The organism is Ferviditalea candida, from assembly GCF_035282765.1.
Lineage (GTDB): Bacteria > Bacillota > Bacilli > Paenibacillales > KCTC-25726 > Ferviditalea > Ferviditalea candida.
Map to the genome: position 1 here is coordinate 1 of NZ_JAYJLD010000028.1, position 22,785 is coordinate 22,785.

Consider the following 22,785-nt stretch of genomic DNA (forward strand, 5'->3'; position numbering starts at 1 on the left):
GGCGCACGGGTAGTGAAAACAGAATAACGTTTCCACATAACTTTTTCATCGTCTTACCGCAGGTGCCTCGGTTATAATGGCGGCATGGGTTAGCCGGCTAGCCTTCCGAATCAATAGGAGGTTACTAACCGATGGAGGCAACAAGAGAGAAAATAGCATCGCGGCGGAAGAGAACGGGATGTGATGACGTGATGAACCGCCGTCTTCACATTCTAAATTGCTGGCCGCGCTTGCCTCGCCAATTTCCGGCCTCCTCCTGATGACCAATCCCGCCATGGGAATCACCGAATGGGTCAACGAGATGAAGCGCACGCCCCTTTACGCCGTTCTCAGCGGTTTTACCATGGACAACATCCCCGGCGCAGGTACGTTCTGCGACTTCTTTCCACGTCTTTGGGCCGCAGCAGACAAGCACCTTAAACCCAAGAAAAAAAAAGGCGCAAGGGAAAACCGAAGAAGGGCAGGAAGAAGGGCTGCTGCCGCCTAATTTTTTTAAAAAACTCCTCTTTTTCATCGGGATCTGCCTATTTTTGAAAATGGGTTTCATTTTCCACTCCTTCAGCAGCACTCGAATTCCGAGAGGCTATCTCCTATAGATCCGACCGACATTCCATTTATTTCCATTTGCCTGGTTGACTATCCTGTTTGCTGGCGGTGGAAATAAAAACTGTTGCCAAGCAAGCAACCATCCGTTTCCGCTATTGTCATTTGAACGGTTATCATCATATTCCCTTATAAGCCCACGCAATAAAGCCAATTATAAACCAGCTTAATATTGCTAACGGAATGATGCCGCTGAATACTAGAACAATTCTCCTTGCTTTATCCTGATAAAACCCGGCAAGATGTAAAATCAATGAAATTATTGAACTAAAGATGACATAGCGAGATCCAAAAAGCGTTAGTTGATACGCAGACACATTAACAATAAAACTGTAAATAACCACAAGTAATAACAAGATAGATGTCAAAAACGCTAATTTACTGGTAAATTTCACATTCTTTTCCCTCGCTTTTCTCCGGAGAATCGTGCAAAATGGAAAATATAGGGATAATGAATGGGGAAGTATGCTTGGAAAATGAAAATAAAGTCGTATTATAACAGGGATAAGGATCAAGGAGGATTTGGGGAGAAGCCTTGCCCTTTGCCTCGCGACAAACCCTTGCTATGCCTTGGATGTTCCCCGTACTCTCCGCTTCAATCTCCGGCTACTAAGCCCCTGCAAAGGCTTGCCTGGTTGTCGGGAAATACTCCGGCTATGCTCCTGTTTGATACGAGTTTATTTGCAATCATACGAGTTTATTTGCTTTGATATGAGTTTATTTGCGTTGGGTAATGCCGCTGCCTCAGCGCCTCATACAGCAAAACCGTGGTGGCCATCGCGACGTTCAGCGATTCCGCTTGCCCGTGCATCGGAATTTTGATATGTGTATCCGCGTATTGGGCCGCCTCCGCCGATACGCCGCCGGCTTCATTGCCGACCAGAAACCAGGTTCTGCGGGTGAAGTCCGCCTCATAACAGGACATTTGCGCTTGAAGGCTCGTATTGACGATCTGGATGGGCTCGGATTGCATAGAGTGGAGCAGCTGCGGCAAATCCGCTTCCACAACTGGGATGTGAAAGAGAGATCCCATAGTGGAGCGCACAGTCTTCGGATTATAGACATCTACAGTACCTTGTCCCACGATAACGGCATCGGCGCCGACTGCATCCGCGCTGCGGATGATCGTGCCCAGATTGCCCGGGTCCTGAACCCCGTCGACAAGAACTGCGAGCGACGGTTCCGATTTCAGCAGCGTCTCCAACGGTATCCCCGGTTTCTCAATGACCGCGCATACCCCCTGCGGACTCCGCGCATCCGTAATTTTGGACAGCACCGCTTCAGCCACACCGAATATTTCTAAAGGACGGCCGCTTTCTATCATGCCCCTATCGACTTCATCAGGAAACCCCCGTTCCAGCGAATAGATCAAGGCCTCGATACGAGCTCCCGACGCAAGGGCCTCCTGCACCAGATGAATGCCCTCGGTGAGAAATTTCTCCTGCTTGTCTCTCCCCTTTTTGGTCATAAGCTCCGCCCATTGCTTTACCTTGGGATTATTTACCGAACGAATTTCCATCTTCATCGATCCGAGAACGAAACCTCAAAATTGTGCAGAGCCTCGTTCTTCCCAATGACGACCAATACATCGTTGGGTCTGATGACATCATCCGCGTGGGGAGCTATGTTCATTTTTCCGTCACCCTTTATGGCCATTACGTTGCAGCCGTATTTGGCGCGGATATCCAACTGTCGGAGCGTTTTTCCGGCCATCTGATGGGAAACCCCGATTTCGACGATGCTGTAATCCTCAGATAATTCAATATGATCCAGAATGTTGGGAGAGATCAGGTTATGAGCAACCCGTTGCCCCATATCCCTTTCCGGGTAGATCACTTTATCAGCGCCGATTTTGGCCAACACTTTTCCGTGCAATTCATTCTGCGCTTTTACAATCAGCATGGAAACGCCCATGTCTTTCAAGATCAAGGAGGTTAATATGCTGGATTGGATGTCCTCGCCGATCGCCACCACCACGACGTCAAAATTGCGTATACCCAGCGCGCGCAAGGCATCTTCATCCGTGGAATCCGCCTGGACGGCATGAGTGACCATGTTGACAACCTCTTGGGTTCGGGTTTCATTCGAATCGATGGCAAGCACCTCAAAACCCAGATTGTACAGAGTTTTGGCCACACTGGAGCCAAATCGGCCCATACCGATGACTGCAAATTGCTTCTTCATTGTTATTTCCTCCAGCAACCCAGTTAGGGCCAATAAGATTCATCACATATTATAGCATACTTTTGGAACGTTAACCCAACAGGACAAAAATCAATACCGGGCATGAGCTTCCTAAAAATTGCGCATATTAAATACGGTACACATACACATAGGAGGTCAACCCATGAATTTGAATTTGCGCCAGGCGATTATTCAGCGTGTTCAAGGCAAAGACGAAGCTGAACTGCTCGATATTATAGACGGCTCCATCGATACGGATGAACGGACGCTGCCCGGACTCGGCGTGCTCTTCGAAATCATCTGGAAACATTGCGAGCAGAACACAAGAGAAGAACTTGTCCTGACATTGAAGGAGCACCTTGCATAATTTTTGCGTTCTTTAATCCAATCGGGACGATTCAAGCTTAACTTTACAGTCCCTATTTTTCGATAGTTCCGGCATTGTTATGCAGTTCTGGCATCCGTGCAAAATGCTTAAAGCATCCGGTCCTTGATTGTAAATAAACGAAAGACCCTGCGGACTTCTCGCAGGGTTGCATTTTCATCGCGTTTAAGATTGCCGCGATTGAGGTCAAGGCGCTTGCTCCAGAAATTGCAGCGTCGGGTTCTTCTCCATCGACGTCCGCATGGCGTATTCATTTTCAAACAGCGCAACATAATCGCCTCTCTTATCTTTAACCAGCATCGAATTGATCCGGAATTTGCCGGGATCAACCTCCCCGACAACCCATCGGGCATACTGGAACGGCTGGCGGTGCAGCTCGACATCGACACCGTATTCCCCTTTCATCCGATGCTCGAAGACTTCGAATTGAAGCTGTCCGACAACCCCCAGGATAATATCCTCGAAGCCGATCGTTTTGAAAACCTGGATCGTTCCTTCCTCCGTCAATTGGTCAATGCCCTTCTGATACTGCTTATGCTTCAAGGCATTCTTTACGACCACCTTGGCGAATAATTCGGGCGGGAACGTAGGCAGTTCGTTGAACACCCGGTCTTCACCCTGAGATAAGGAATCCCCGATCCGAAAAATGCCCGGATCGAACAATCCGATGATATCGCCGGGATATGCCGCATCCACAATCTCCCTGTCCTGCGCCAGAAACTGCTGCGGCTGAGACAGCTTGATCTCTTTGCCCGCGCGCACATGTTTAACCGACATTCCCCGCTCGAACTTGCCGGAGACGATCCGCAGAAATGCCACCCGGTCCCTGTGCGCAGGATTCATGTTCGCTTGGATTTTGAAAATATAACCGGAGAATTTCTCGTCGGTCGGCTGAATCTCTCCCTTGTCGCTGTTTCGGGAAGCAGGCTGCGGGGCCATCGCCAGAAAATTCTCCAGAAACGTCTGCACCCCGAAGTTGTTGACCGCGCTGCCGAAAAATACCGGCGTCAATTCGCCCCGCTGCACCTTCTCCTCATCGAACGGGTCCCCGGCGACATCCAAAAGCTCAAGCTCTTCCCCGGTATATTCAAACAAATAATCGCCCGCCATCTCCCGAATCAGCGGATCGCGGTAATCGGCGACCGGCTTGACATCGATCCGTTCATGGTCCTTCCCCTGATACAGCTCGACCTGAGTCTTGCGCCGGTCGTAAATTCCGCACAACTGCTTGCCCATGCCGATCGGCCAGTTCATCGGATAGGAGCGGATCCCGAGCACCTCTTCGATCTCTTCCAGCAGCTCAAACGGGTTGCGGCCTTCCCTATCCAGCTTGTTGATGAACGTAAAAATCGGAATGCCCCGCTTCCGGCAAACCTGAAACAGCTTCTTGGTCTGCTCCTCCACCCCTTTGGCGCAATCGATCAACATGACGGCGCTATCGGCTGCGGTCAGCGTCCGGTACGTGTCCTCGCTGAAATCCTGGTGACCGGGGGTATCGAGAATATTGATCCGGTGGCCCTTGTAATCGAACTGCAGGACGCTGGAGGTGACGGAAATGCCTCTTTGCTTTTCGATTTCCATCCAGTCGGAAGTGGCGTATTTGTTGGCTTTTCGCCCTTTGACCGTACCTGCAAGACGGATGGCTCCACCGAACAGCAGCAGCTTTTCGGTCAATGTCGTTTTACCTGCATCGGGATGCGAGATAATGGCGAACGTCCGTCTTTTTTGGACTTCCTGTTCCAATTCCTTCGTAATCGTTTTATTCATTTTGACAAATTCCTTTCAGTTTCCCAGCAGAAATGCCCGGGCCGGAGCCGCTTCGATCCCCTTGAGCTTAAGAGGAGCAACTACCAGCATATAAGTGCCCGGGGGTACATCCTTTAATCGCAATCCCTCAACAATGAGAATTTGGCGGGAAAACAAAGCTTTGTGCGTGGGATGGCCTTCCTGGCTTCGTTCGATCCCCAGCCCGTCGATTCCGACGCCTTTGATCATGCGTTCGGCCAGATATTCCGCGCCGTCCTCCCGAAGGTACACAAATCCGTAATCAAATTCCTCGGAAAAGGAATTTCTCGTTTTGAGCAGAACCCATTCTCCCGTTTGAAGCGCGTGCGGCTCCAAATCCCCGCGGCCGATGCTTTCCTCGACATGCGTCAGATCAATGACCCTGGCTGTGCTCACCAGCCGCTCCAAGGGGATTGTCTCGATCGTGTCTCCATTTTCCAACATATGCAGCGGCGCGTCGAGATGCGTTCCCGTGTGCGCATCCAGGCTGATTCTCGATTCATAAACCCTGCCGACGCTAAAATCGTGCATGACCCGGATTTCCGGCCGTTTTGAAGCCTTGTTCTTGTAGACCTGCATTTGATCATGAATCGACATGGAAATATCGTAGATCTTGAACATCGGACGTTACCTCCTCGGATTGTTGCTTGCAGCTGCAGCACGTTGCCTCAGCTCGGAGCCACCCAAATCAGCTCTCCTTCGCGCTGACCGTTCACCGGCCACCATTTGAAGCCGTCGCGCGCCAGCAGCTCCGCAGCCTCGGCAGGGCCCCACGAGCCTGCCGGATAGCGGATCAGCCTGTCCTTTCCCTCGGTCCATGCGGCAGCAATCGGATCGACAAATTCCCAAGCAAGTGCAACTTCATCCCAGCGGGTAAAGTAAGTGGAATCCCCGCGCACCGCATCGCAGAGCAGGCGCTCATAGGCTTCCGGCGTATTGATGCCGATGTTGCAGTTCTGGCAAAAATCCATGGCCACGGGTGTGATTTTGAAATCAGCCCCGGGATTTTTGGCGTTGAACTTGATGTAGATGCCTTCGACGGGATTGACGCGAAAAACCAGAAGATTCGGCTCCAGATTATGCTTTTTGGCCAAATACACATTGTCCGGCACGTTCTTGAATTCAACCACGACTTCCGTCGTTTTCGCCGGCAGCCGCTTGCCTGTCCGCACATAAAAAGGAACGCCCGACCAACGAAAATTATCGACGTACACTTTGGCGGCGAAATAAGTCGCCGTCTCCGACTGCGGATCGACCTTGTCTTCCTGGCGGTAGGCCCGCACCTTCTCCCCTTTGAAAGTGCCTTCCGCATACTGGCCGCGAACCACCATGCGGGCGACCTCATCGGGTGAGGAAAATTTGCGGATTGATCTCAGCACCTTGACCTTCTCATCGCGGATATCCTCCGGATGCATCCGGCTCGGCGGCTCCATGGCGATCATGGCGATCATCTGCAGGATGTGATTTTGGCCCATATCGCGCAGGGCGCCCGATTTATCGTAATATCCGCCTCGTTCCTCCACACCGACCGTTTCGCTCAATGTGATCTGAATATTGGCGATGTACTTGTTGTTCCATAGCGGCTCAAAAAAAGCGTTGGAGAACCGGACGACCTCCAGATTCTGCACCATTTCCTTGCCCAGATAGTGGTCGATCCGGAAAATCTGCTCCTCCTGAAAAACAGTGCGGATTTGATCGTTCAACTTTCTCGCCGAATCCAAGTCGTAGCCGAAAGGCTTCTCGATGACCAGCCGTGTCCAGCCCTCCGAATCCAGCAGGCCCGAATTTTTCAGATGGTTGGATACGGTCGCGAACAATTCCGGCGCCAATGCCAAATAAAACAGCCGGTTGCCGAGAATATTGAATTTTTCGTTCATCCGTTCCGTCAATTCCCGCAGCTTGTAAAACCCTGAAAGATCGTCGATATCCAACGGCATATATTCAAAATGATCCGCAAAACGGTTCCAGTGCTCTTCGTCCTTCAGCTGATGCCGGGCAAACTCCTTGATCGACCGGTATACGTCATCCCTGAACTGCGCATTGGTTTTTTCCCGTCTCGCCAATCCGATCACGGCAAACCGTTCATCCAGTTTCCCGTCGCAATACAAGCTGTACAGCGCGGGGTACAATTTGCGTCGGGCCAGATCCCCCGTCGCTCCGAAAATAAAAAACACAGTGCTCTCCAAGGGTAAGCTCTCCATGTTCCCGTACTCTTCCATCTTCCTCATACTCTCTATATAAGTTTCGTCTTGCCGCATCATTGATTAGTTTATCACAACCCCATTTCACATTCCATTCGCAATCCAAACAAAATACGGCCGCAAAAATTGGGCGGGCGCCACCCGGGTTATTCGACCATACACACCCGCCTTTGCATGAATAAAGTAAAAGAAAAAAGAACCCATTTCAGCTGCAACAAAAATATGCAAAACCAGGAGGTGTTCTGCAATGCAATTGATCTTTCCGCTCGAGGAAAACGTCTGCAAGCAGCATGTCAACCAAACCCTGTATGCTGTAACCGGCGAAGGAAGGGAATATACCGGTGTCCTAAGCAGGGTGGAGGATGGAAAGCTATACTTCAACGATGGACCTCAGGAAGCGGATACGCTTTCGAACCGCAATAAAAAGAAGAAGACCCGGGCCAAAACCAAGGCGGCCAAAACCATGAAGCCGAGCAATATTTATCAGACAGCTTTCCCGGTTCCGGTTCAAGCACTCCCGCAGATCCAGCAAGGCTCCCCCTTCTCGCTGGATATCAAGCAAATCGTCTATCTGTTCAACGTGTCGGCGCTTTGGTAAAACTCACGTAAAATCCGGGCCTTCTGTCAGCCCGGATTTTTATATTCGCTAAAGCGTTCCCTGTTCAGGAGCGCTTCTTTTTCGCAGGCAGCTCCTTGAAATATAAGTAGCATTTGATTGTATCCTCAAATCTGTATTCCTGGTAACCCAACCGTTTGTATAATGTCTGGGCCCTTACATTCAGCTCATCGACATACAGCGTCGAATACTTGCAACCCCGGCGGATTCCGTAATTTTCCGCCCGCCGCATCAGCTTTGTCCCCCATCCTTTGCCCTGTAAGGACGGATGCACGGCCAACATGTCTAGGTACAGAACACCGTCTTTCACAACAAAGGTAATAAAGCCTTTCGCAGGACCAGGCCGCTTGACGACAACAAACGTGACACCGTCCTTCAGTCTTTTCTTCACTTGTTTGTCATCGAACTTCAGATCGGGGAACGCCTTCAGAGTTAAAGTATACAGCTGATTTTTGATCAAACTGATGATGCGCTTGTCGTCAAGCGCAGGTTTCCTCCTGCGTATCCGTATCATCCGCCCACCGCCTCCGCTCATACATAGGTTATGTTGAACTATCCTATGCGCCGGTTAAACGATTGGCTTGGATGATTACCCGTATTGCACAAATATTCGAAAACTTGCAGTTATTCCGCCAGACCCCGTTTCACGGCATAAATCGCCGCCTGCGTCCGGTCCTCCACACCAAGCTTGGCAAGAATGTGGGTCACGTGGAATTTGACGGTTTTGACGCCGATAAACAGCTCATCCGCCACCTCTTGGTTGGATTTTCCTTTGGCAATCAGCTTCAGCACTTCCATTTCGCGTTCCGTCAAATCCTCATGAGGCTTGTTTTCCTCTCGGGGCTGTCGGAAGCGGTTCACCAATTTGGAAGCGACTTGAGACTCAAAAATCGACTGTCCTCTTGCCGCGGCATAGATCGCTTGAGTAATTTCCGATGCGCGTGAAGTTTTGAGCAGATAGCTGAAGGCCCCCGCTTCCAGGACGGGATACATTTTTTCATCGTCCAAGTAGCTGGTCAGCACAATGACTTTGCATTCCGGGTGAATCTGCAGCAGCCTCCGCGTCGTCTCGATGCCGTCCATTCCATCCATGACCAGATCCATCAGCACCACATCGGGCTTGTATTCCTGCGCCAGGCGAATGCCCTCCATGCCGCCGCCGGCCTCCCCGACGACCTCCAGACCATCCTCCGTGCTCAAGACGGCGGCAAGTCCGATCCGCACCATTTCATGGTCGTCCACCAAAAGCACTTTAATCGGTTGATTCTCTGACATCGCTGTTCACCTCCCCTTCCGTCATGATCGGAATGCGGATATCGATCCGGGTCCCTTTGCCCGGAGCCGTAATGATATTCATCGAGCCTCCGACCTCATTGACTCTTTCCAGCATCGATACTATGCCGTAAGAGGCTTGCTTCTTGACATTCAGATCGAAACCGATGCCGTTATCGCGAACCAGCAGCCTGACGATGCCCCCGGATGCATACAGCCTCACTTCCATCCGGCTGGCCTTGGAATGCCGCAGCGTATTGGAAAGCGCCTCTTGGGCGATGCGGAACAGATGGTCCTCGATTCCCTTGGACAAGCGGACGTCTTCCTCGATTTCCGCCGCTATTTCGATCGGCACCTTGGCTTTCAGCTCCAGCAGCAGCTCGTTCAGCGCGCCCGGCAAGTTTTTGCCTTCCAGATGCACGGGCCGCAGATGCAGGAGCAAGGCGCGCATCTCGGATTGGGCGGCCGAAGCCATCTCCTCGATCAGGGAGATCTGCCTCCGCGCTTTCTCAAAATCCTTCTCCAGCGTCCGTCCGACCGCCGTGGCCGTCATCGAAATCGCAAACAGCTGCTGACTGACCGCATCGTGCAGATCTCTCGCCAATCGCTGCCGCTCTTCAATCACCGCGGAATAACGCGCCTTTTCCGCCAATTCGGCATTATGCGTGGATAGGCGCTGCAGGGAACTCACCTGCTCCTCCCATCTTTTGCTGATTCTGGACAGCTGCTCCCCCAATCTGCCGACTTCATCGTTGCCCAGCGGGGGAACGGCACGCGACAGATTTCCTTTTTCCAGGAGAATCATCGCTTCCCGCAGCTGCTCAAGACGCTGCTGAATCTTGCTGCTGAACCTGTATCCGGTTACCGCTCCGGCGCCTACGACAATGGCGAGCAAAACTGCCGCCAGCTTGAGCCCCTGCAGCCAGTTATCGAATGGTCGGATATAGCCCTGCGAGCTCAACAAATAAAGGATCAGGACACACAAAAACAGACCGAGAAGGATCGTGTCCCCCATGGAACGCCAGATCATATTCGTTAATTTTTTCGTATCCTGACTCAAGGCTCCGTCCTCCCCGCTTTCAGGCGCATATCCTTCCGTGCCGGCAGCAGCCTACAAGATTTTGACATCAATGTCTCCTACGGTGTAGGCTACCAGCAGTTTCACTTTATGAGCGCTTTCGGAATAATGCGGCGACTGCCAAACGACATGGTTCAACAGTCCCGATCTCCGCTCCTGTCCGATTTTGATTTGTCCGAACAGGGTCGATGCTTCCACCGATAACCCCAGTTCCTCTGGGACGATGAGATTGACATCGCCGATCACCCCGTGAACGATCACCGTCGTTTCTTCGGACTCGATAAGCGCCAAGGACAAATCCATGCGGATCTCTCCGATCACGCACCAGACGCTCATGCTCCGCAGCCCCCAAGGCTCGCGGTCCCACTTGATGCTTTCCAGCAAATTTTGCCGCCGAAGATAATCGTCGTCTCGCTGAGCCCGTTTCGATTTGATGAAAAAATAGCCCAGAGAAATCAGGACGATCCCGACGACAATCGAAAGATGGTGGCCCAGCAGCATCAAACCGCCGATGACGAGAAGCGCATATCCCGATTTATTTTCTTCGTACGCCAGAATCTTATATATACCCAGACCGATAATCAAAATGGCGGAAAGGGTGAAGAAGCCGAGCAGCTTATACAGCAATATTAACAGGCCAGCCGATATGAGCACGAGGGCCGTGTTGCGGTTGCGTCGGTCCACCCTTTCCCCCCCTTTCGGTATGGTGTTTGCCGTTCCCATGCCTGCGCAGACGCCGGGCCCAAGGACCGCATTGAGGCTCATCTCCTCCAGCTCGGGAACCGATAATTGATTCCGGCGGGTTTCCCTGCGGACGGCATGAATCCAGAGATCCTCGATATCGATATGCTCTCCGCGGAACTGCCCGCCCGGCTGGTAGCCGCAGGCCACGACGATCGACGGAATGTTCAGGCGCGCGGCGGCCATGAGCTGGCCCGGTATCGTCTTGTCGCAGGATACCAAGCAGATCATCCCATACAATCCATATTATCTATAATATTAATAGTTCAAAACTATAAATCTTCGAGGTAATTGGAGATGGAAATTCATCAGTTGAAATACGTTCTGGCCGTTGAGAAATATATGAACTTCTCGCTGGCCGCCGATGAAATATATATTTCTCAACCGACGCTGTCGCAGCAAATTGAAAAGCTGAAGGACGAGCTCGGCGTCGATCTGTTTTTTCGCACCACCCGCTCGCTTTAATTAACGCCTGCGGGCAAAGAGTTCATCATCTATGCCAAACGCGTGTTATCCGAATTGGAAAGAGCGAAAAACACTTCTCCTTATGTTACCGAAGAGAGCAACAGCGAAATCATTAAAGCATTGGTCGAAGAGGATATGGGCGTTGCCTTCTCTTCAAAGCTCGTCGCCTTAACGCTCTTGAGCCCCAAAATGTTGATCGTCGATCTGACGACGTTCATCAGGCGGATCACGGGCCTTGCCGTATTAAAAACGAATAACCTGATTTCCACGAAAGCTTTTATTGAGTTTGTGCTCAGCAAAAAAAAAAGCAGAAGAACGGGAACGGCTCCGCTTACACGTGATAGCTCCCGGTCGGCTCGTTCAAAACCCACTCCAGCAGCAGGATTTGATCCTCAAGCCGGGCGATTTGATCCTCCGCCGCCTGATCTCCCACAGCTTCCAAAGACCGTTTTTGCATAAGCAGCTCATTTAGTTTTCGCTTGATCTGACTCTCTGTTCTCATCTAATTTGCCTTCTTCCCTTTGTCCGCGATTTTTTCCCAGGTCGCTCCCCGGTCGTTGGACAGGTAAACATCCCTTTCAAATGTGGCGATCGCCAGCTGTTCGGGATTTTTCGGATTTTCCGCAATATAGACGATCGCATCGTTCGTCATGGCCGGAATCCCCAGCTTCTTCAATTCGGTGGAATCCGGGTCAAGACGGAACAGGACGCTTTGCTCCCCTTTTATCCCTCCGATGTACAATTGTCCTTCCAAGCTGAAATAGACGGCGGACGTATGAATATCCTTGGCAATGGGGGCAAAGCTTTGCCCATGGTCATTTGACAGATAAGCGCCATTTTGATTGCCGGCAGCCACAATCGACGCCTTGGAAGGGTGGACGGCCAACGTGAACGGCGTGCCCGAGACGCCCTGCATCGCACTTTGGTTCCACGTCTTTGCTTCGTCCAATGTATAATAAAGCCCCTCCGAATCCATTCGGGAATTCGGCTGCGGATTATAAACGTATATCGCATGCGATTGATATCCCGCCGCCAAGACGTGGAAATCGCTGATGCCGTGAAGGTCCATAACCTTCAGGCTCTTGCCGTTATCCGTGCTCTTGACGATGCCCAACGGCTCCTTCAGGCCGGAACCGTCCGCCGGATGTCCACTGCTGTAGAAACCGTTGTCCACCGCGGCAAATCCCATATAATCGTGCCGATCCCCTTGGCCTTGCTTCCATTGATGATTTTCATATACCGCCAGTCCGTAATGCGATGGGATCAAAAGCTGCTTTCCGTCGGGCGAGAAGCCCAGGCCGTGCACATGCTTCAGAATGTCCGCTTCGACCAGCTCAGGCTTCTGAGGCGCAGGCTTGAGGTTGGACAACTCCGGGATAAAGAAGGCTCCGGTAATCAGCGCCCCTGCCAGAGAAATGATCCATCCCCAGCGATACAGCAGCCGTTTCCGGCCTGCGGATGCACCTCCTTCGCCGCCCGGTTTTCGGGAGATGAAATAGAGTGCAAAAAAAGCGAGAAACAGGATCACCCAGCCGATAAAATAAATTCCATAAAGATAGGCGCTTTTGTTAATCTCGTCCTGCACGCCGTCCGCAGCGGCGCTATACGGCAAGGCCCCAAAGGTGAGTAGGACTGTTGCGAATGGAACGGTCTTTTTTGAAATGTTTTTGATGATTTTTGCCATGATGAGTCTCACTGTCTCCTAACATCTATTTTGATAGAAGTTTTTCTTACATTGTAAGCAATTTTCCCAAACAAGCGCAAGCCTCCTACAAAAGCACCACAACCCCCTGGACGCGAGACTTATTTTGAATGGTGGGAAGAATTACCGCTTAAAATCCTTTTTTGAACTATGTTACGATGGAAATGTGCTCATTCCACTTACCAGGAGGCGAATTCATTCCAAAAATTCCGATTTGCGAGTCTATTCAACCTGTCAGCAGCTGTTTACTTGAAAATTTCATATCAGAATTTCATATCTTTCATAATTTTATCATACGGGAGGATCTACCATGAAATTCAAAAGCCTGACTGCACTGATGGCAGCAGCCATGATCGCGGGCTCGTTCCCGCCACCTTCTCATGCAGAAACGGCGCAAGCCCGGATTGTTAACACCGTCAATTTCCGAGAGCTTCCTTCCACTTCAGGACAGCGCATCCGTTACTTGCAATCCGGGGAAACCGTCGAGATCTTGGAGCAGGTCAACAATTATTGGTATAAAGTCAAAGATCACAACAACCAAATCGGATACGTAAGCACCTCCGATAAATACATACAAACACTATCGACTGTACCGCAGACCGGCCCGACCCACGCAGAACCCGCTTCGACGGATTCCAGCACAGCAACTGTCGTAAGCTCGGTGTCATTCCGGACAAGCCCTTCAACCAGCAGCGACCGGATCCGCTATCTGAAAACGGGAGAGAGCATCACGATCCTTGAAAAAGTGAACGCATACTGGTATAAAGCCCAAGACAGCAGCGGCACCGTCGGTTACGTTAGTTCGCTCAGCCAATATGTCGAATTCAACGGACAACCCTCCGGTGGAAGCCCTTCCTCCGGAAGTCCTTCTTCCGGAACAGGCGGCGCCACCCAATCGTCCGCACCTGCGGATTCCGGGAATCAAAGCTCGACCGGATCGAACCAGACCCGTTCGGAAAAAATCCAAAAGGTCATCGATACAGCCAAGAAATACCTTGGAACGCCTTATGAATTCGCCTCCAATCGGAACAATAACGATACCTTCGACTGCTCCGATTTGACGAGAACCGCTTATCGCGAGGGGATTGGCGTTTGGCTGCCTTACGATTCCAGGCAGCAGGGCGATTTTGTCAAAAAGCGCGGCAATATCGTGACCGACTGGCATCAGTTGCAGCCGGGCGACCTGCTCTTCTTCATGTCATACAAAGGCTATAAAGCTTCCGATTATGCCGGTATCGACAAGCTCTCGCAAAGAATTACCCACGTCGCGATGTACATCGGCAACGGCCAGATCATTCAGACATATTCCAACAAATCGGGCGGTGTCCGCATCGACAAGCTCGAAGGCAGCACTTGGGCACTGCGCTTCATGTACGGCGGCAGCGTCATTGACTAAGGGCCGCGATGAAATTGGCTCGACCTTTCAGAACACAAATCAAAGACACACTCTCGGGAACCGCAATTTTCGCGGTTCCTTTTTGTTTGCCTTACCGTGCCGCCGCTTACCGCACGGAGGGGTACTGCTTAGAGATCGTCACCGGCAGTCCGCCGCGCGCCTCAAGCTGTCCCATCAGCACTTTGGCCAGAGTATGAATCGTCAGCGCGCGGTTTTCATAACACGCTATGTATGTTTTGACCTCGGGGAAATGCTGCAGATCATACGGAATGCGCGTTGACGCAACCGCTAACCGGACATCCTTCCGGCCGGCAAGTTCTTTGACGATCCGGATCTGCCCCGGATTGAATGCGGCGTTATAGCTCACGAATACGATCTGTTTGAACGAGCGGCTCGTTTCAAGGATTTTTCGCGTTTCTTCCGCGCCCGGATTCAATCCGATTCTGTCTTCCGCGATCGTCTTGATAAACGGAGACAAGGCTGTCCCCAGCGTCATTTCCTGCTCCAACACATCATCGACTTCGCTGGTGATCGCCACATCCGTCCAGACGACGTAAGTCTTTTCTTCGACAGATAGCGGCAGCTGGCCCTCATCCTTCACCACGGTGATACTGTCTTCCGTGATCCGCCGCGAGACTTCCCAAGATTCCGGCAGGGCGAGCCGCCCCCCGATCTGCGCGCAGCCATCAACGGCAGTGCCCATATTCCGTTTCCGCTTCAGCCGGAGCAGCCGCTCCACCGATTCATCGATCCGCGCTTCCGGTATTCTTCCGCTCTCCACAGCATGAAGGACCGCCTCGATCGCTGCCGCCTGCCTGGAGAACAAATGGCTGATGAGCACAATGTCGGCACCCGCTTCCACGGCCATAACGGCTCCTTCCTCAACGCCGAATTTATCCGCGATCGCCTTCATCTCCAAACAGTCCGTCACGACGACTCCCTCGTAGCGAAGCGTCCGCCGCAGCAGCCCTTCGATCACCCTGCGCGACAAGGTAGCGGGTATCGGTTTCGGCTCCAAAGCGGGAAAGACAATATGCGCGGTCATGATCGCATCCACACCCGCCTCGACGGCCTGTCTGAACGGAACAAGCTCCACCGCATGGAGCCGTTCCATGGAATGCCGGATCATCGGCAAGTCCAGATGCGAATCGGTATTCGTGTCGCCGTGCCCGGGGAAGTGCTTGGCCGCAGCGGCCACACCCGCTTCCTGATAGCCCAGAATCGCCGCCGTTCCCATTCTGCCGACAAGCTCCGGATTCTCCCCGTAGGAACGAACCCCGATGACGGGATTATCCGGATTGTTGTTGACATCGATACAGGGGGCAAAATTCATGTTAATGCCCAACAGTCGCAGCTCTTCTCCGGCGATGCGCGCGGCATCACGGCAGTACTGCGGTTGTCCCGCTGCGCCGAGCGCCATGTTGCCCGGCATCGGCGTGATCCCTTCTTCAATCCGGGTAACCATCCCGCCCTCCTGGTCAATGGCAATCAGCAGCGGAAGGCCGGAGCTGCGCGCCGCCGCTTTCTGCAGCATGGCAGACAATCTGCACACCTGCTCGGGCTCGCGGACGTTTCTCTTGAAATAAATGACGCCTCCGATCCGGTATTCATCGATCAGGGTCAAAATTTCCCGCGACGGCTGCGTCCCGTGAAAACCGCCCATAAACATCTGGCCGATTTTCTCTTTTAATTGGAGTGAATTCATTTTCATACTCGATATCGACCACCTTTACTGTGTTTAAGTGTTTCCCAAATTTTCGCTTCTTCTACCTCTCCGAGAAAATGGCAGGATCTCAAAAAAAAAAAAAAAGCGCGTTCGACCTGCAGCCCAATGCCAGCTTTGATCAACACACGGAGCTGATTTCCGAGATTACATCGTTTATCAATCATGTGGCGGACACCTCCAATCTCATCCTTGATCCCAATCTTGAAAGCTACTATTTAATGCATGAGGTGGTCAGCAGGCTTCCATGGAGGAGATTACCGCCTCCGCGCCCCGCTTTCCAAGATGGCGGAAGAACTGCAACTGCAAATTTCGAAATTCAAAGTATTGCATATATCCCGAGCTCTATTCCCAATGAATTTACGCCCACGGAATCATTCACAAATTTTCCGAAATCTACTATGATAGATTTGTTGTGACTTTGATTCCGGAAGGTTGAAAATATGCAGCATCCCGTCTACAGTTCATTCATGCTCGTTTATGGAATCGTTTATGCCGCCTGGTGTGCGCTTGCCTTGCGGAGGCTGGCCGAGCGCACGTCTGGCTTATCGCAATCCGCGGACGACCGCCGTCTGTGGGTTCTGATATTGCTCCCGGGCCTCTTATTCCGCCTGTTCACAGCCCCGTTCATCCCGGGACATCCGATCGACTTCGCGGATTACAGCCAGTGGGCGCAGCATGCGGCTTCCGGCGGACTTTCCCGTTTTTACGACGGGCAAATGTTCGCCGATTATCCGCCGGGCTACATCTATGTTTTATACTTCATCGGCCTTATCCATCAGCTCCTGTCCATCCCTTATGACTCGCCGCTTTCCGGCGTTCTGCTGAAACTCCCGTCGATTGCCGCGGATACAGCCGCAGGCTGGTTGATTTACCGTATGGCGCGCAAATCGCAAAATGCGAAAGCGGCAAGAATACTGGCCGCGCTGTATGTATTTAATCCCGGCATCTACCTCAATTCGACGCTGTGGGGGCAAATCGACTCCATATTTACGCTGATTGTTGTGCTGATGGTTCTTGCGTTTATGCGCAAACGCATCCCCGCAGCGGCCGGTTTATTCGCAGCCGCCCTGGTTGTCAAGCCCCAGGCCTTCCTGTTTGCGCCTATTTTCCTGTTCGCGCTTGCCGAAACGGCCGCCAAACGCTCTCCCGCCGAAACCTTGAAATCCGCTGCTGCCTCGCTGATTTCCGGCTTTTCGGTATTCGCGCTCAGCATCCTGCCGTTCGTCGTGGACAAGCCCCCGCTGTGGATCGTCGACCACTACCGGGCCATGTTCGCCTCTTATCCCTATGCTTCGCTCAATGCCTCTAATTTATATGCGTTGGCAGGCGGCAATGGCACGCAGCTCGCGGAAATGTCCTTTTTCCTGAACGCTTCGGCCTGGAGCTGGCTGTTCATGGCTCTCTCGGTCATCTTTACGGCAGTCCTCTTTCTCCGGGGCCGGGATTCCGGCAAATATATACTCACCGCGCTGATGCTCATGCTTCTCGTTTTTAATCTGAAGTCGGGCATGCACGAAAGATACCTGTATCCCGCCGTCATTTTGTCGCTTCTCTCATATATACAATTCAAAAACAAACGATTGCTGTATCTTTTTATCGGTCTGAGCTTTACACATTTCGTCAACGTTGCCTACGTGTTTTATTTCAGTCTTGGCCAAAACTATTGGCTTTCCAAAAATGATATTCTGATGATAATCCTTTCTTTCGGAAATCTGGCGCTGCTGGTTTACGCCGTCAAAATCGGCTGGAATCCGCATGCCGGACAGCGAACCCGGACCGATTTGCCCGGCTTGACCAATCCGGGCTTCGCCGAGCTCTCCGCGTCCTTGTCCGTATTCCGGGAACCGGCCGTCAAAGCTGAGGACAGAGGCGATAATGCCGGCGGGCTGCTCTCCGCGCCCGGGCTCCCGCTGCCGGAAGTCGCTTCGGCGGGCCCGGCTCAGCCGCGGGAGCAGCGGAACGAAAGGCTGAGCCGCCGCGACAAATGGCTGTTGACCGGTCTTACGCTCGCTTATGCGGCAATCGCGCTGTACCACCTCGGATCGTTCAAGGATCCGCAGACCTATTGGTATCCTCACAATATCGGCTCAAGCGTGCAGGCGGATTTCGGCGCGCAAAAGCAGCTTGCCCGGATGGAGTGGTTCGCCGGGATCGCCGAAGGCCGCTACCGGATCGAACGGTCGGATGACGCCGTCTCTTGGTATCCGGTTACGGAAATCGAACTCAAGGTTCCCACCGTCTTTAAATGGGAGGAAACCGATCTGAACGTTTCCGCCCGCTACATCCGGATCACGGCCCAGCAGACGGGGGCCGCCCTGCATGAGGTCGGCTTTTTTCAGAAGGATTCGGACCGCCCCCTGCCGATCCTAGGCATCACAGCTTCCGTACCGGCAAAACAAGGGGAGGAGAACCCGGACAGGCTGTTCGACGAGCAGCAAACCGTTCCGCTGCATCCATCGTTCATGAACAGTTCCTATTTCGATGAAGTTTATCACGCCCGAACGGCTTACGAGCATCTGCACCGGATGGAGCCCTATGAAACCACCCATCCCCCGCTCGGAAAAATATTCATTTCACTGGGAATCGCCCTGTTCGGCCTGGTCCCGTTCGGCTGGCGGATCGTCGGCACGCTGTTCGGCATCGCCATGATCCCGTTGATGTATCTGTTCGGCAAAAAGCTGTTCAAACGCACCGAATTTGCGTTCATCGCCGCTTTTTTGATGACCTTTGACTTTATGCACTTCGCCCAGACGCGCATCGCCACGATCGATGTGTACGGCGTATTTTTCATCATTCTGATGTTCTACTACATGTACCGGTACGTAAACCTGAATTTCCATGTCGACGGTCTGAAGAAAACCTTGGTTCCGCTGTTTCTCTCCGGACTTTTCTTCGGCCTCGGCGCCGCCAGCAAATGGATCAGCATCTATGGCGGAGCGGGCCTCGCGCTGATTTATTTCATCCACTTGGTCGGCAGGTTCAAAGAGTACATCGCGGCCAACAGACAGCTGCGGCAGCATCCCGACGGCTCTGACCCCGGGGATGATTCGGACCGTGAGGATGTCCCGGATGATCCGAAGCCCCCGGTTGTCTCCGGCAGCCCGAAGGAATCGGCCGATTCCGTTTCCGGTTCAAAGGATCCGATGCTCGAGCGCATCGTCCGCACGTTTCCCAAAAATCTGCTGCTTACCCTGCTCTGGAGCGTCGCATTCTTCATTGTCATTCCGGCGATCATTTATGTATTGGCGTACATTCCGTATTTTATGGTTTCCGGCAAGCATCACGGGCTCGCCGATTTGATCGAGGCGCAGAAATACATGTACAACTATCACAAAAATCTGGTCTCCACCCATCCGTTCGCTTCCCCATGGTGGCAGTGGCCGATGATGCTGATGCCGATCTGGTATTTCCAGGGGAGCGACCTGCCTGACGGGATGATATCGAGCATCGTGTCCATGGGAAATCCCGCCGTCTGGTGGATAGGCTCCCTGGCAGTCGTGTTCGCCGCCGTGATCGGCTTTTTGAGAAAAGAACGGCTTGTGCTCTTTCTGCTGATCGCGCTGGGTTCCGAATATCTTCCATGGGTGCTCGTGCCGCGGCTGACGTTCATTTACCATTTCTTCGCATCCGTGCCCTTTATCATCCTGTTGACCACATATATACTGAAAGATATTCAAGAACAAGTTCGCAGCATTCGCAAATTCCGGATTTTCGCATACAGCTACCTTGCCGCCGTATTCGTGCTGTTTGCGATGTTTTATCCGATTCTTTCGGGAGCCGTCGTAAGCCGGGATTACGCGGCGTATTTTCTGAGATGGTTTCCGTTTTGGCATTTTTACTGATTGAAAGCTATTTTGAAGGAGAGATCAGCATGAACCGTACCCGATATTCTGTAGTGGTTCCCGTCTATAACGAAGAGGAGTGCATTGAAGAAACCAGCCGGAGACTGCTGGAAGTGATGGACGCCACCGGCGAGCCCTTTGAGTTGATTTTCGTAAATGACGGCAGCCGCGACCGCTCTGCCGAACTCATCCGTGGCCTTTGCGCAGCGGACAAACGCATCAAACTGATCGACTTCTCCCGCAATTTCGGACATCAGATTGCCGTTACCGCCGGGCTGCAGCATGCTTCCGGACAAGCCGTCGTGCTCATCGACGCCGATCTCCAAGACCCCCCGGAAGTGATTCTGCAGATGATCGATAAATGGAAGCAGGGGTATGACGTCGTCTACGGGAAACGGATTCAGCGGCATGGAGAAACCCTGTTCAAAAAAGCGAGCGCTTTGTTTTTTTACCGCCTGCTCCACTCGATGACGAATGTGAACATCCCCCTAGATACCGGCGACTTCCGCCTGATGGACAGAAAGGTTTGCGACGCGTTGAACGGCTTGAAGGAACAGAACCGGTTTATCCGCGGGCTGGTGAGCTGGGTCGGCTTCAAACAAACCCCGGTTGAATACGAGCGTCAGGAGCGCTTTGCCGGAACTACCAAATATCCGCTCAGAAAAATGGTGAAATTCGCTTTGGACGGCATCACCTCATTCTCTTACAAGCCGCTCCGGCTCGCCTCCTACCTTGGATTTACGGTATCTGCGGCAAGCTTTCTTTATCTCTTGATCGTGCTTTACCAGAAGCTGTTCACGACAACCACCCTGCCGGGATGGTCTTCGATCGTGGCGGTCAACCTGCTGTTCAACGGGATCGTGCTGATCATTCTGGGGATCATCGGGGAGTATATCGGAAGGATTTATGACGAATCGAAAAACAGGCCTTTATATATTTTGAACGACAAAGTGGGGTTTGGATATGAGGACAACGGAACAGACAGCCAAGATTAAGCGCGAGTTGGCCAGGTTCGTGAAATTCAATGCCGTCGGGCTCATCAATACGGGAGTCGATTTTGCCGTATTTGCGCTGCTCAACGCCGCCGGCCTGAATGTCTACTTCGCCCAAGCCGTCTCCTACTCGGCCGGAATCGCCAACAGCTTCCTGCTGAACAGAGTGTGGACCTTTCAGTACAGGGAAAAGCCCGGCTGGGGGGAAGCGCTGCGGTTCCTGTCGGTCAATCTGACGTCCTTCGCCGTCAGCACCGCAGCCTTGTATGCGCTGCACGCCCTTCTCGGAGTCCATGCGCTTGCCGCCAAGCTTGTGACTTTGACCGTTTCCGTCTTGTTGAACTACTTCGGCTACAAGCATCTGGTATTTGCCCCTGAACGGCACAATCCGGCTTTCGCGGCAGCGCGCAGGCCGGATGAAGCCGAAGCACACGGGCCGAATAAAACCGCATCGCATTGACATTCTTTTGCGACCGGCTTAGGCATCGCGAGCCCCTACACCTTCATGAACACCATCAACCCCGCCGCAGCCACGGCAAGCGCGCTGCTGAAGCCGAATGCGGCCATCGGACCGTACATCTGCCATAATGCCCCCGAGATGATGCTGGCCGGCAGCGCGGCTAGCCCGGTCAGCGCATTGAACGTGCCCATCGCCAGCCCTCTTCCGCCCTGTTCGGCGAGATCCCCGACATAGGCCTTCTGGATACCCTCCGTCGCAGCGTAATACACCCCGTAAACGATAAACAGCACCCAGATCCAGCCTGCATTCGACGCCAAGCCGAAGCCCAGATAAATCAGCGCAAAAATCAAATAGCCGGCAACGATGACGGGACGCCTGCCGATCCGGTCGGAAAGCATGCCCGCCGGCACCGAGAACAGCGTATAGGTGATGTTGAAAGCAAAATAGGCCAGCGGAATCCAGACCGCCGCCATCCCCGCATCCTGTGCCCGCAGGATCAAGAAAGCGTCGGAGGAATTGCCCAGGGCAAATACAGTTGCCGCCAATGTGAAGCCCTTCAATTTGCTGCTCAGTTGTTTGAAGCCGATTTTCGGCAGGGGCTGCGGAGAGCGTGCTGCGGTCGCTTTCTCACCGCGCGTATCTGCTTGCGGCGCTTCATTCTTCTCCGCTTCTCCGTTCGTCAAATCCGTTACGTTCGCTTCGCCAACCGATCCTCCATGCGCCCCGGCTTTTCTTTCCTTCAGCAGAAACACAAGCAGCGCCACCGCAAGGACGCCCGGAATGGCGGAGAACCAGAACACCGCCCGATAATTATTGTCAAAAACGGCAAGAATCCAAAACGCCGAGAACGGCCCGATCGCCGCGCCCAACGTATCCATGGCGCGGTGAATGCCGAACGCCCTGCCCCTGTCGGCAGGCGTGGTGACGTCCGCCAGCAGCGCGTCCCGCGGCGCTCCGCGCAGGCCTTTGCCGAATCGGTCGGCCAAGCGAATGCCAAGCACCTGCCCCCAGGATGCGCTGACGGCAAACAGCGGCTTTACCAGATTGGACAAGCCGTAGCCGAAAACCATCAGCGGCTTGCGCTTGCCGATCCGGTCGGAGAACCAGCCGGAGAACAGCTTCAGCACGCTCGCCGTGCTTTCCGCAAGCCCCTCGATGACGCCGATTGCTCCAGCCTGCACATGCAGCACGGAGGTCAGAAACAGCGGCAGCACAGGGATGATCATCTCGCTGGACAGGTCCGTAAACAAGCTGACGAGTCCGAGCACGACTATGGTCGAATTGAGTCCGAATCGCGTTTTTCGCTTATGGCGGTTATTCATTCATCTCGCTCCATT

Annotated in this window: 21 protein-coding genes; 7 read left to right on the forward strand and 14 right to left on the reverse strand. The window is 52.8% G+C overall.

The window, feature by feature from the left end; all coding sequences use genetic code 11:
- Positions 1-205: 205 nt before the first annotated feature.
- The 3 genes from VF724_RS15920 to VF724_RS15930 form a co-directional block, all read right to left on the reverse strand.
- Positions 206-547 carry a hypothetical protein gene (locus VF724_RS15920; protein ID WP_371755246.1) on the reverse strand — a complete coding sequence of 114 codons (342 nt, stop codon included), beginning with the start codon at positions 545-547 and terminating at the stop codon, positions 206-208.
- Between the two features lie 753 nt (positions 548-1,300).
- A complete protein-coding gene (locus VF724_RS15925) occupies positions 1,301-2,122 on the reverse strand; it encodes a TrmH family RNA methyltransferase (RefSeq protein WP_371755247.1) in 822 nt (273 codons plus the stop codon).
- 2 nt (positions 2,123-2,124) lie between these two features.
- Positions 2,125-2,787 carry a potassium channel family protein gene (locus VF724_RS15930; RefSeq protein WP_371755248.1) on the reverse strand — a complete coding sequence of 221 codons (663 nt, stop codon included), beginning with the start codon at positions 2,785-2,787 and terminating at the stop codon, positions 2,125-2,127.
- A 163-nt stretch (positions 2,788-2,950) separates the two neighbouring features.
- Here VF724_RS15930 and sspI point away from each other — a divergent pair, with 163 nt between their 5' ends.
- Positions 2,951-3,154 carry a small acid-soluble spore protein SspI gene (sspI, locus tag VF724_RS15935; RefSeq protein ID WP_371755249.1) on the forward strand — a complete coding sequence of 68 codons (204 nt, stop codon included), beginning with the start codon at positions 2,951-2,953 and terminating at the stop codon, positions 3,152-3,154.
- A gap of 204 nt (positions 3,155-3,358) precedes the next feature.
- Here the strand turns inward: sspI and VF724_RS15940 are convergent, their stop codons facing one another.
- The 3 genes from VF724_RS15940 to zwf are packed head-to-tail and all read right to left on the reverse strand — an operon-like array spanning position 3,359 to position 7,176.
- Complete coding sequence (locus VF724_RS15940) at positions 3,359-4,939, reverse strand: peptide chain release factor 3 (protein WP_371755250.1); 1,581 nt, start codon at positions 4,937-4,939, stop codon at positions 3,359-3,361.
- A gap of 15 nt (positions 4,940-4,954) precedes the next feature.
- Positions 4,955-5,578 carry a cyclase family protein gene (locus VF724_RS15945; RefSeq protein WP_371755251.1) on the reverse strand — a complete coding sequence of 208 codons (624 nt, stop codon included), beginning with the start codon at positions 5,576-5,578 and terminating at the stop codon, positions 4,955-4,957.
- Positions 5,579-5,625: 47 nt separating this feature from the next.
- The gene (gene zwf, locus VF724_RS15950; protein ID WP_371755252.1) at positions 5,626-7,176 is read right to left on the reverse strand and encodes a glucose-6-phosphate dehydrogenase; all 1,551 of its coding nucleotides are present in this window, start codon (positions 7,174-7,176) and stop codon (positions 5,626-5,628) included.
- 229 nt (positions 7,177-7,405) lie between these two features.
- Between zwf and VF724_RS15955 the strand changes: the two genes are divergently transcribed.
- On the forward strand, positions 7,406-7,756 hold the full coding sequence (locus tag VF724_RS15955; protein ID WP_371755253.1) for a hypothetical protein: 351 nt from the start codon (positions 7,406-7,408) through the stop codon (positions 7,754-7,756).
- Positions 7,757-7,820: 64 nt separating this feature from the next.
- Here VF724_RS15955 and VF724_RS15960 read toward each other — a convergent pair whose 3' ends face one another.
- The 4 genes from VF724_RS15960 to liaF form a co-directional block, all read right to left on the reverse strand.
- A complete protein-coding gene (locus tag VF724_RS15960; protein ID WP_371755254.1) occupies positions 7,821-8,288 on the reverse strand; it encodes a GNAT family N-acetyltransferase in 468 nt (155 codons plus the stop codon).
- 110 nt (positions 8,289-8,398) lie between these two features.
- Positions 8,399-9,049, reverse strand: coding sequence for a response regulator (locus VF724_RS15965; protein WP_371755255.1), 651 nt, complete (start codon positions 9,047-9,049; stop codon positions 8,399-8,401).
- Positions 9,027-10,106, reverse strand: a complete 1,080-nt coding sequence (locus VF724_RS15970; RefSeq protein WP_371755256.1) for a sensor histidine kinase — start codon at positions 10,104-10,106, stop codon at positions 9,027-9,029. Before VF724_RS15970 ends, VF724_RS15965 begins: the two co-directional genes overlap by 23 nt.
- 51 nt (positions 10,107-10,157) lie before the next feature.
- Positions 10,158-11,096, reverse strand: coding sequence for a cell wall-active antibiotics response protein LiaF (gene liaF / locus VF724_RS15975; RefSeq protein WP_371755257.1), 939 nt, complete (start codon positions 11,094-11,096; stop codon positions 10,158-10,160).
- A 66-nt stretch (positions 11,097-11,162) separates the two neighbouring features.
- On the opposite strand from liaF, the gene VF724_RS15980 reads away from it, so the two are divergent.
- Positions 11,163-11,330, forward strand: coding sequence for a LysR family transcriptional regulator (locus tag VF724_RS15980; protein WP_371755258.1), 168 nt, complete (start codon positions 11,163-11,165; stop codon positions 11,328-11,330).
- Between the two features lie 331 nt (positions 11,331-11,661).
- Here VF724_RS15980 and VF724_RS15985 read toward each other — a convergent pair whose 3' ends face one another.
- Complete coding sequence (locus tag VF724_RS15985; RefSeq protein WP_371755259.1) at positions 11,662-11,832, reverse strand: hypothetical protein; 171 nt, start codon at positions 11,830-11,832, stop codon at positions 11,662-11,664.
- Positions 11,833-13,014: a F510_1955 family glycosylhydrolase gene (locus VF724_RS15990; protein ID WP_371755260.1), complete on the reverse strand. Its 1,182-nt coding sequence runs from the start codon at positions 13,012-13,014 to the stop codon at positions 11,833-11,835.
- Between the two features lie 328 nt (positions 13,015-13,342).
- On the opposite strand from VF724_RS15990, the gene VF724_RS15995 reads away from it, so the two are divergent.
- Complete coding sequence (locus tag VF724_RS15995; RefSeq protein WP_371755261.1) at positions 13,343-14,428, forward strand: C40 family peptidase; 1,086 nt, start codon at positions 13,343-13,345, stop codon at positions 14,426-14,428.
- A gap of 106 nt (positions 14,429-14,534) precedes the next feature.
- Here VF724_RS15995 and nagZ read toward each other — a convergent pair whose 3' ends face one another.
- Entirely contained in the window at positions 14,535-16,139 is a 1,605-nt protein-coding gene (gene nagZ / locus VF724_RS16000; protein ID WP_371755262.1) for a beta-N-acetylhexosaminidase, read from the reverse strand.
- 455 nt (positions 16,140-16,594) lie between these two features.
- Here nagZ and VF724_RS16005 point away from each other — a divergent pair, with 455 nt between their 5' ends.
- The 3 genes from VF724_RS16005 to VF724_RS16015 are packed head-to-tail and all read left to right on the forward strand — an operon-like array spanning position 16,595 to position 21,448.
- Entirely contained in the window at positions 16,595-19,996 is a 3,402-nt protein-coding gene (locus tag VF724_RS16005; protein ID WP_371755263.1) for a glycosyltransferase family 39 protein, read from the forward strand.
- A gap of 29 nt (positions 19,997-20,025) precedes the next feature.
- The gene (locus tag VF724_RS16010; protein ID WP_371755264.1) at positions 20,026-20,991 is read left to right on the forward strand and encodes a glycosyltransferase family 2 protein; all 966 of its coding nucleotides are present in this window, start codon (positions 20,026-20,028) and stop codon (positions 20,989-20,991) included.
- Positions 20,960-21,448, forward strand: a complete 489-nt coding sequence (locus VF724_RS16015; RefSeq protein ID WP_371755265.1) for a GtrA family protein — start codon at positions 20,960-20,962, stop codon at positions 21,446-21,448. Before VF724_RS16010 ends, VF724_RS16015 begins: the two co-directional genes overlap by 32 nt.
- A gap of 35 nt (positions 21,449-21,483) precedes the next feature.
- On the opposite strand, the gene VF724_RS16020 is transcribed toward VF724_RS16015, so the two are convergent.
- Entirely contained in the window at positions 21,484-22,770 is a 1,287-nt protein-coding gene (locus tag VF724_RS16020; protein WP_371755266.1) for an MFS transporter, read from the reverse strand.
- Positions 22,771-22,785: the final 15 nt, after the last annotated feature.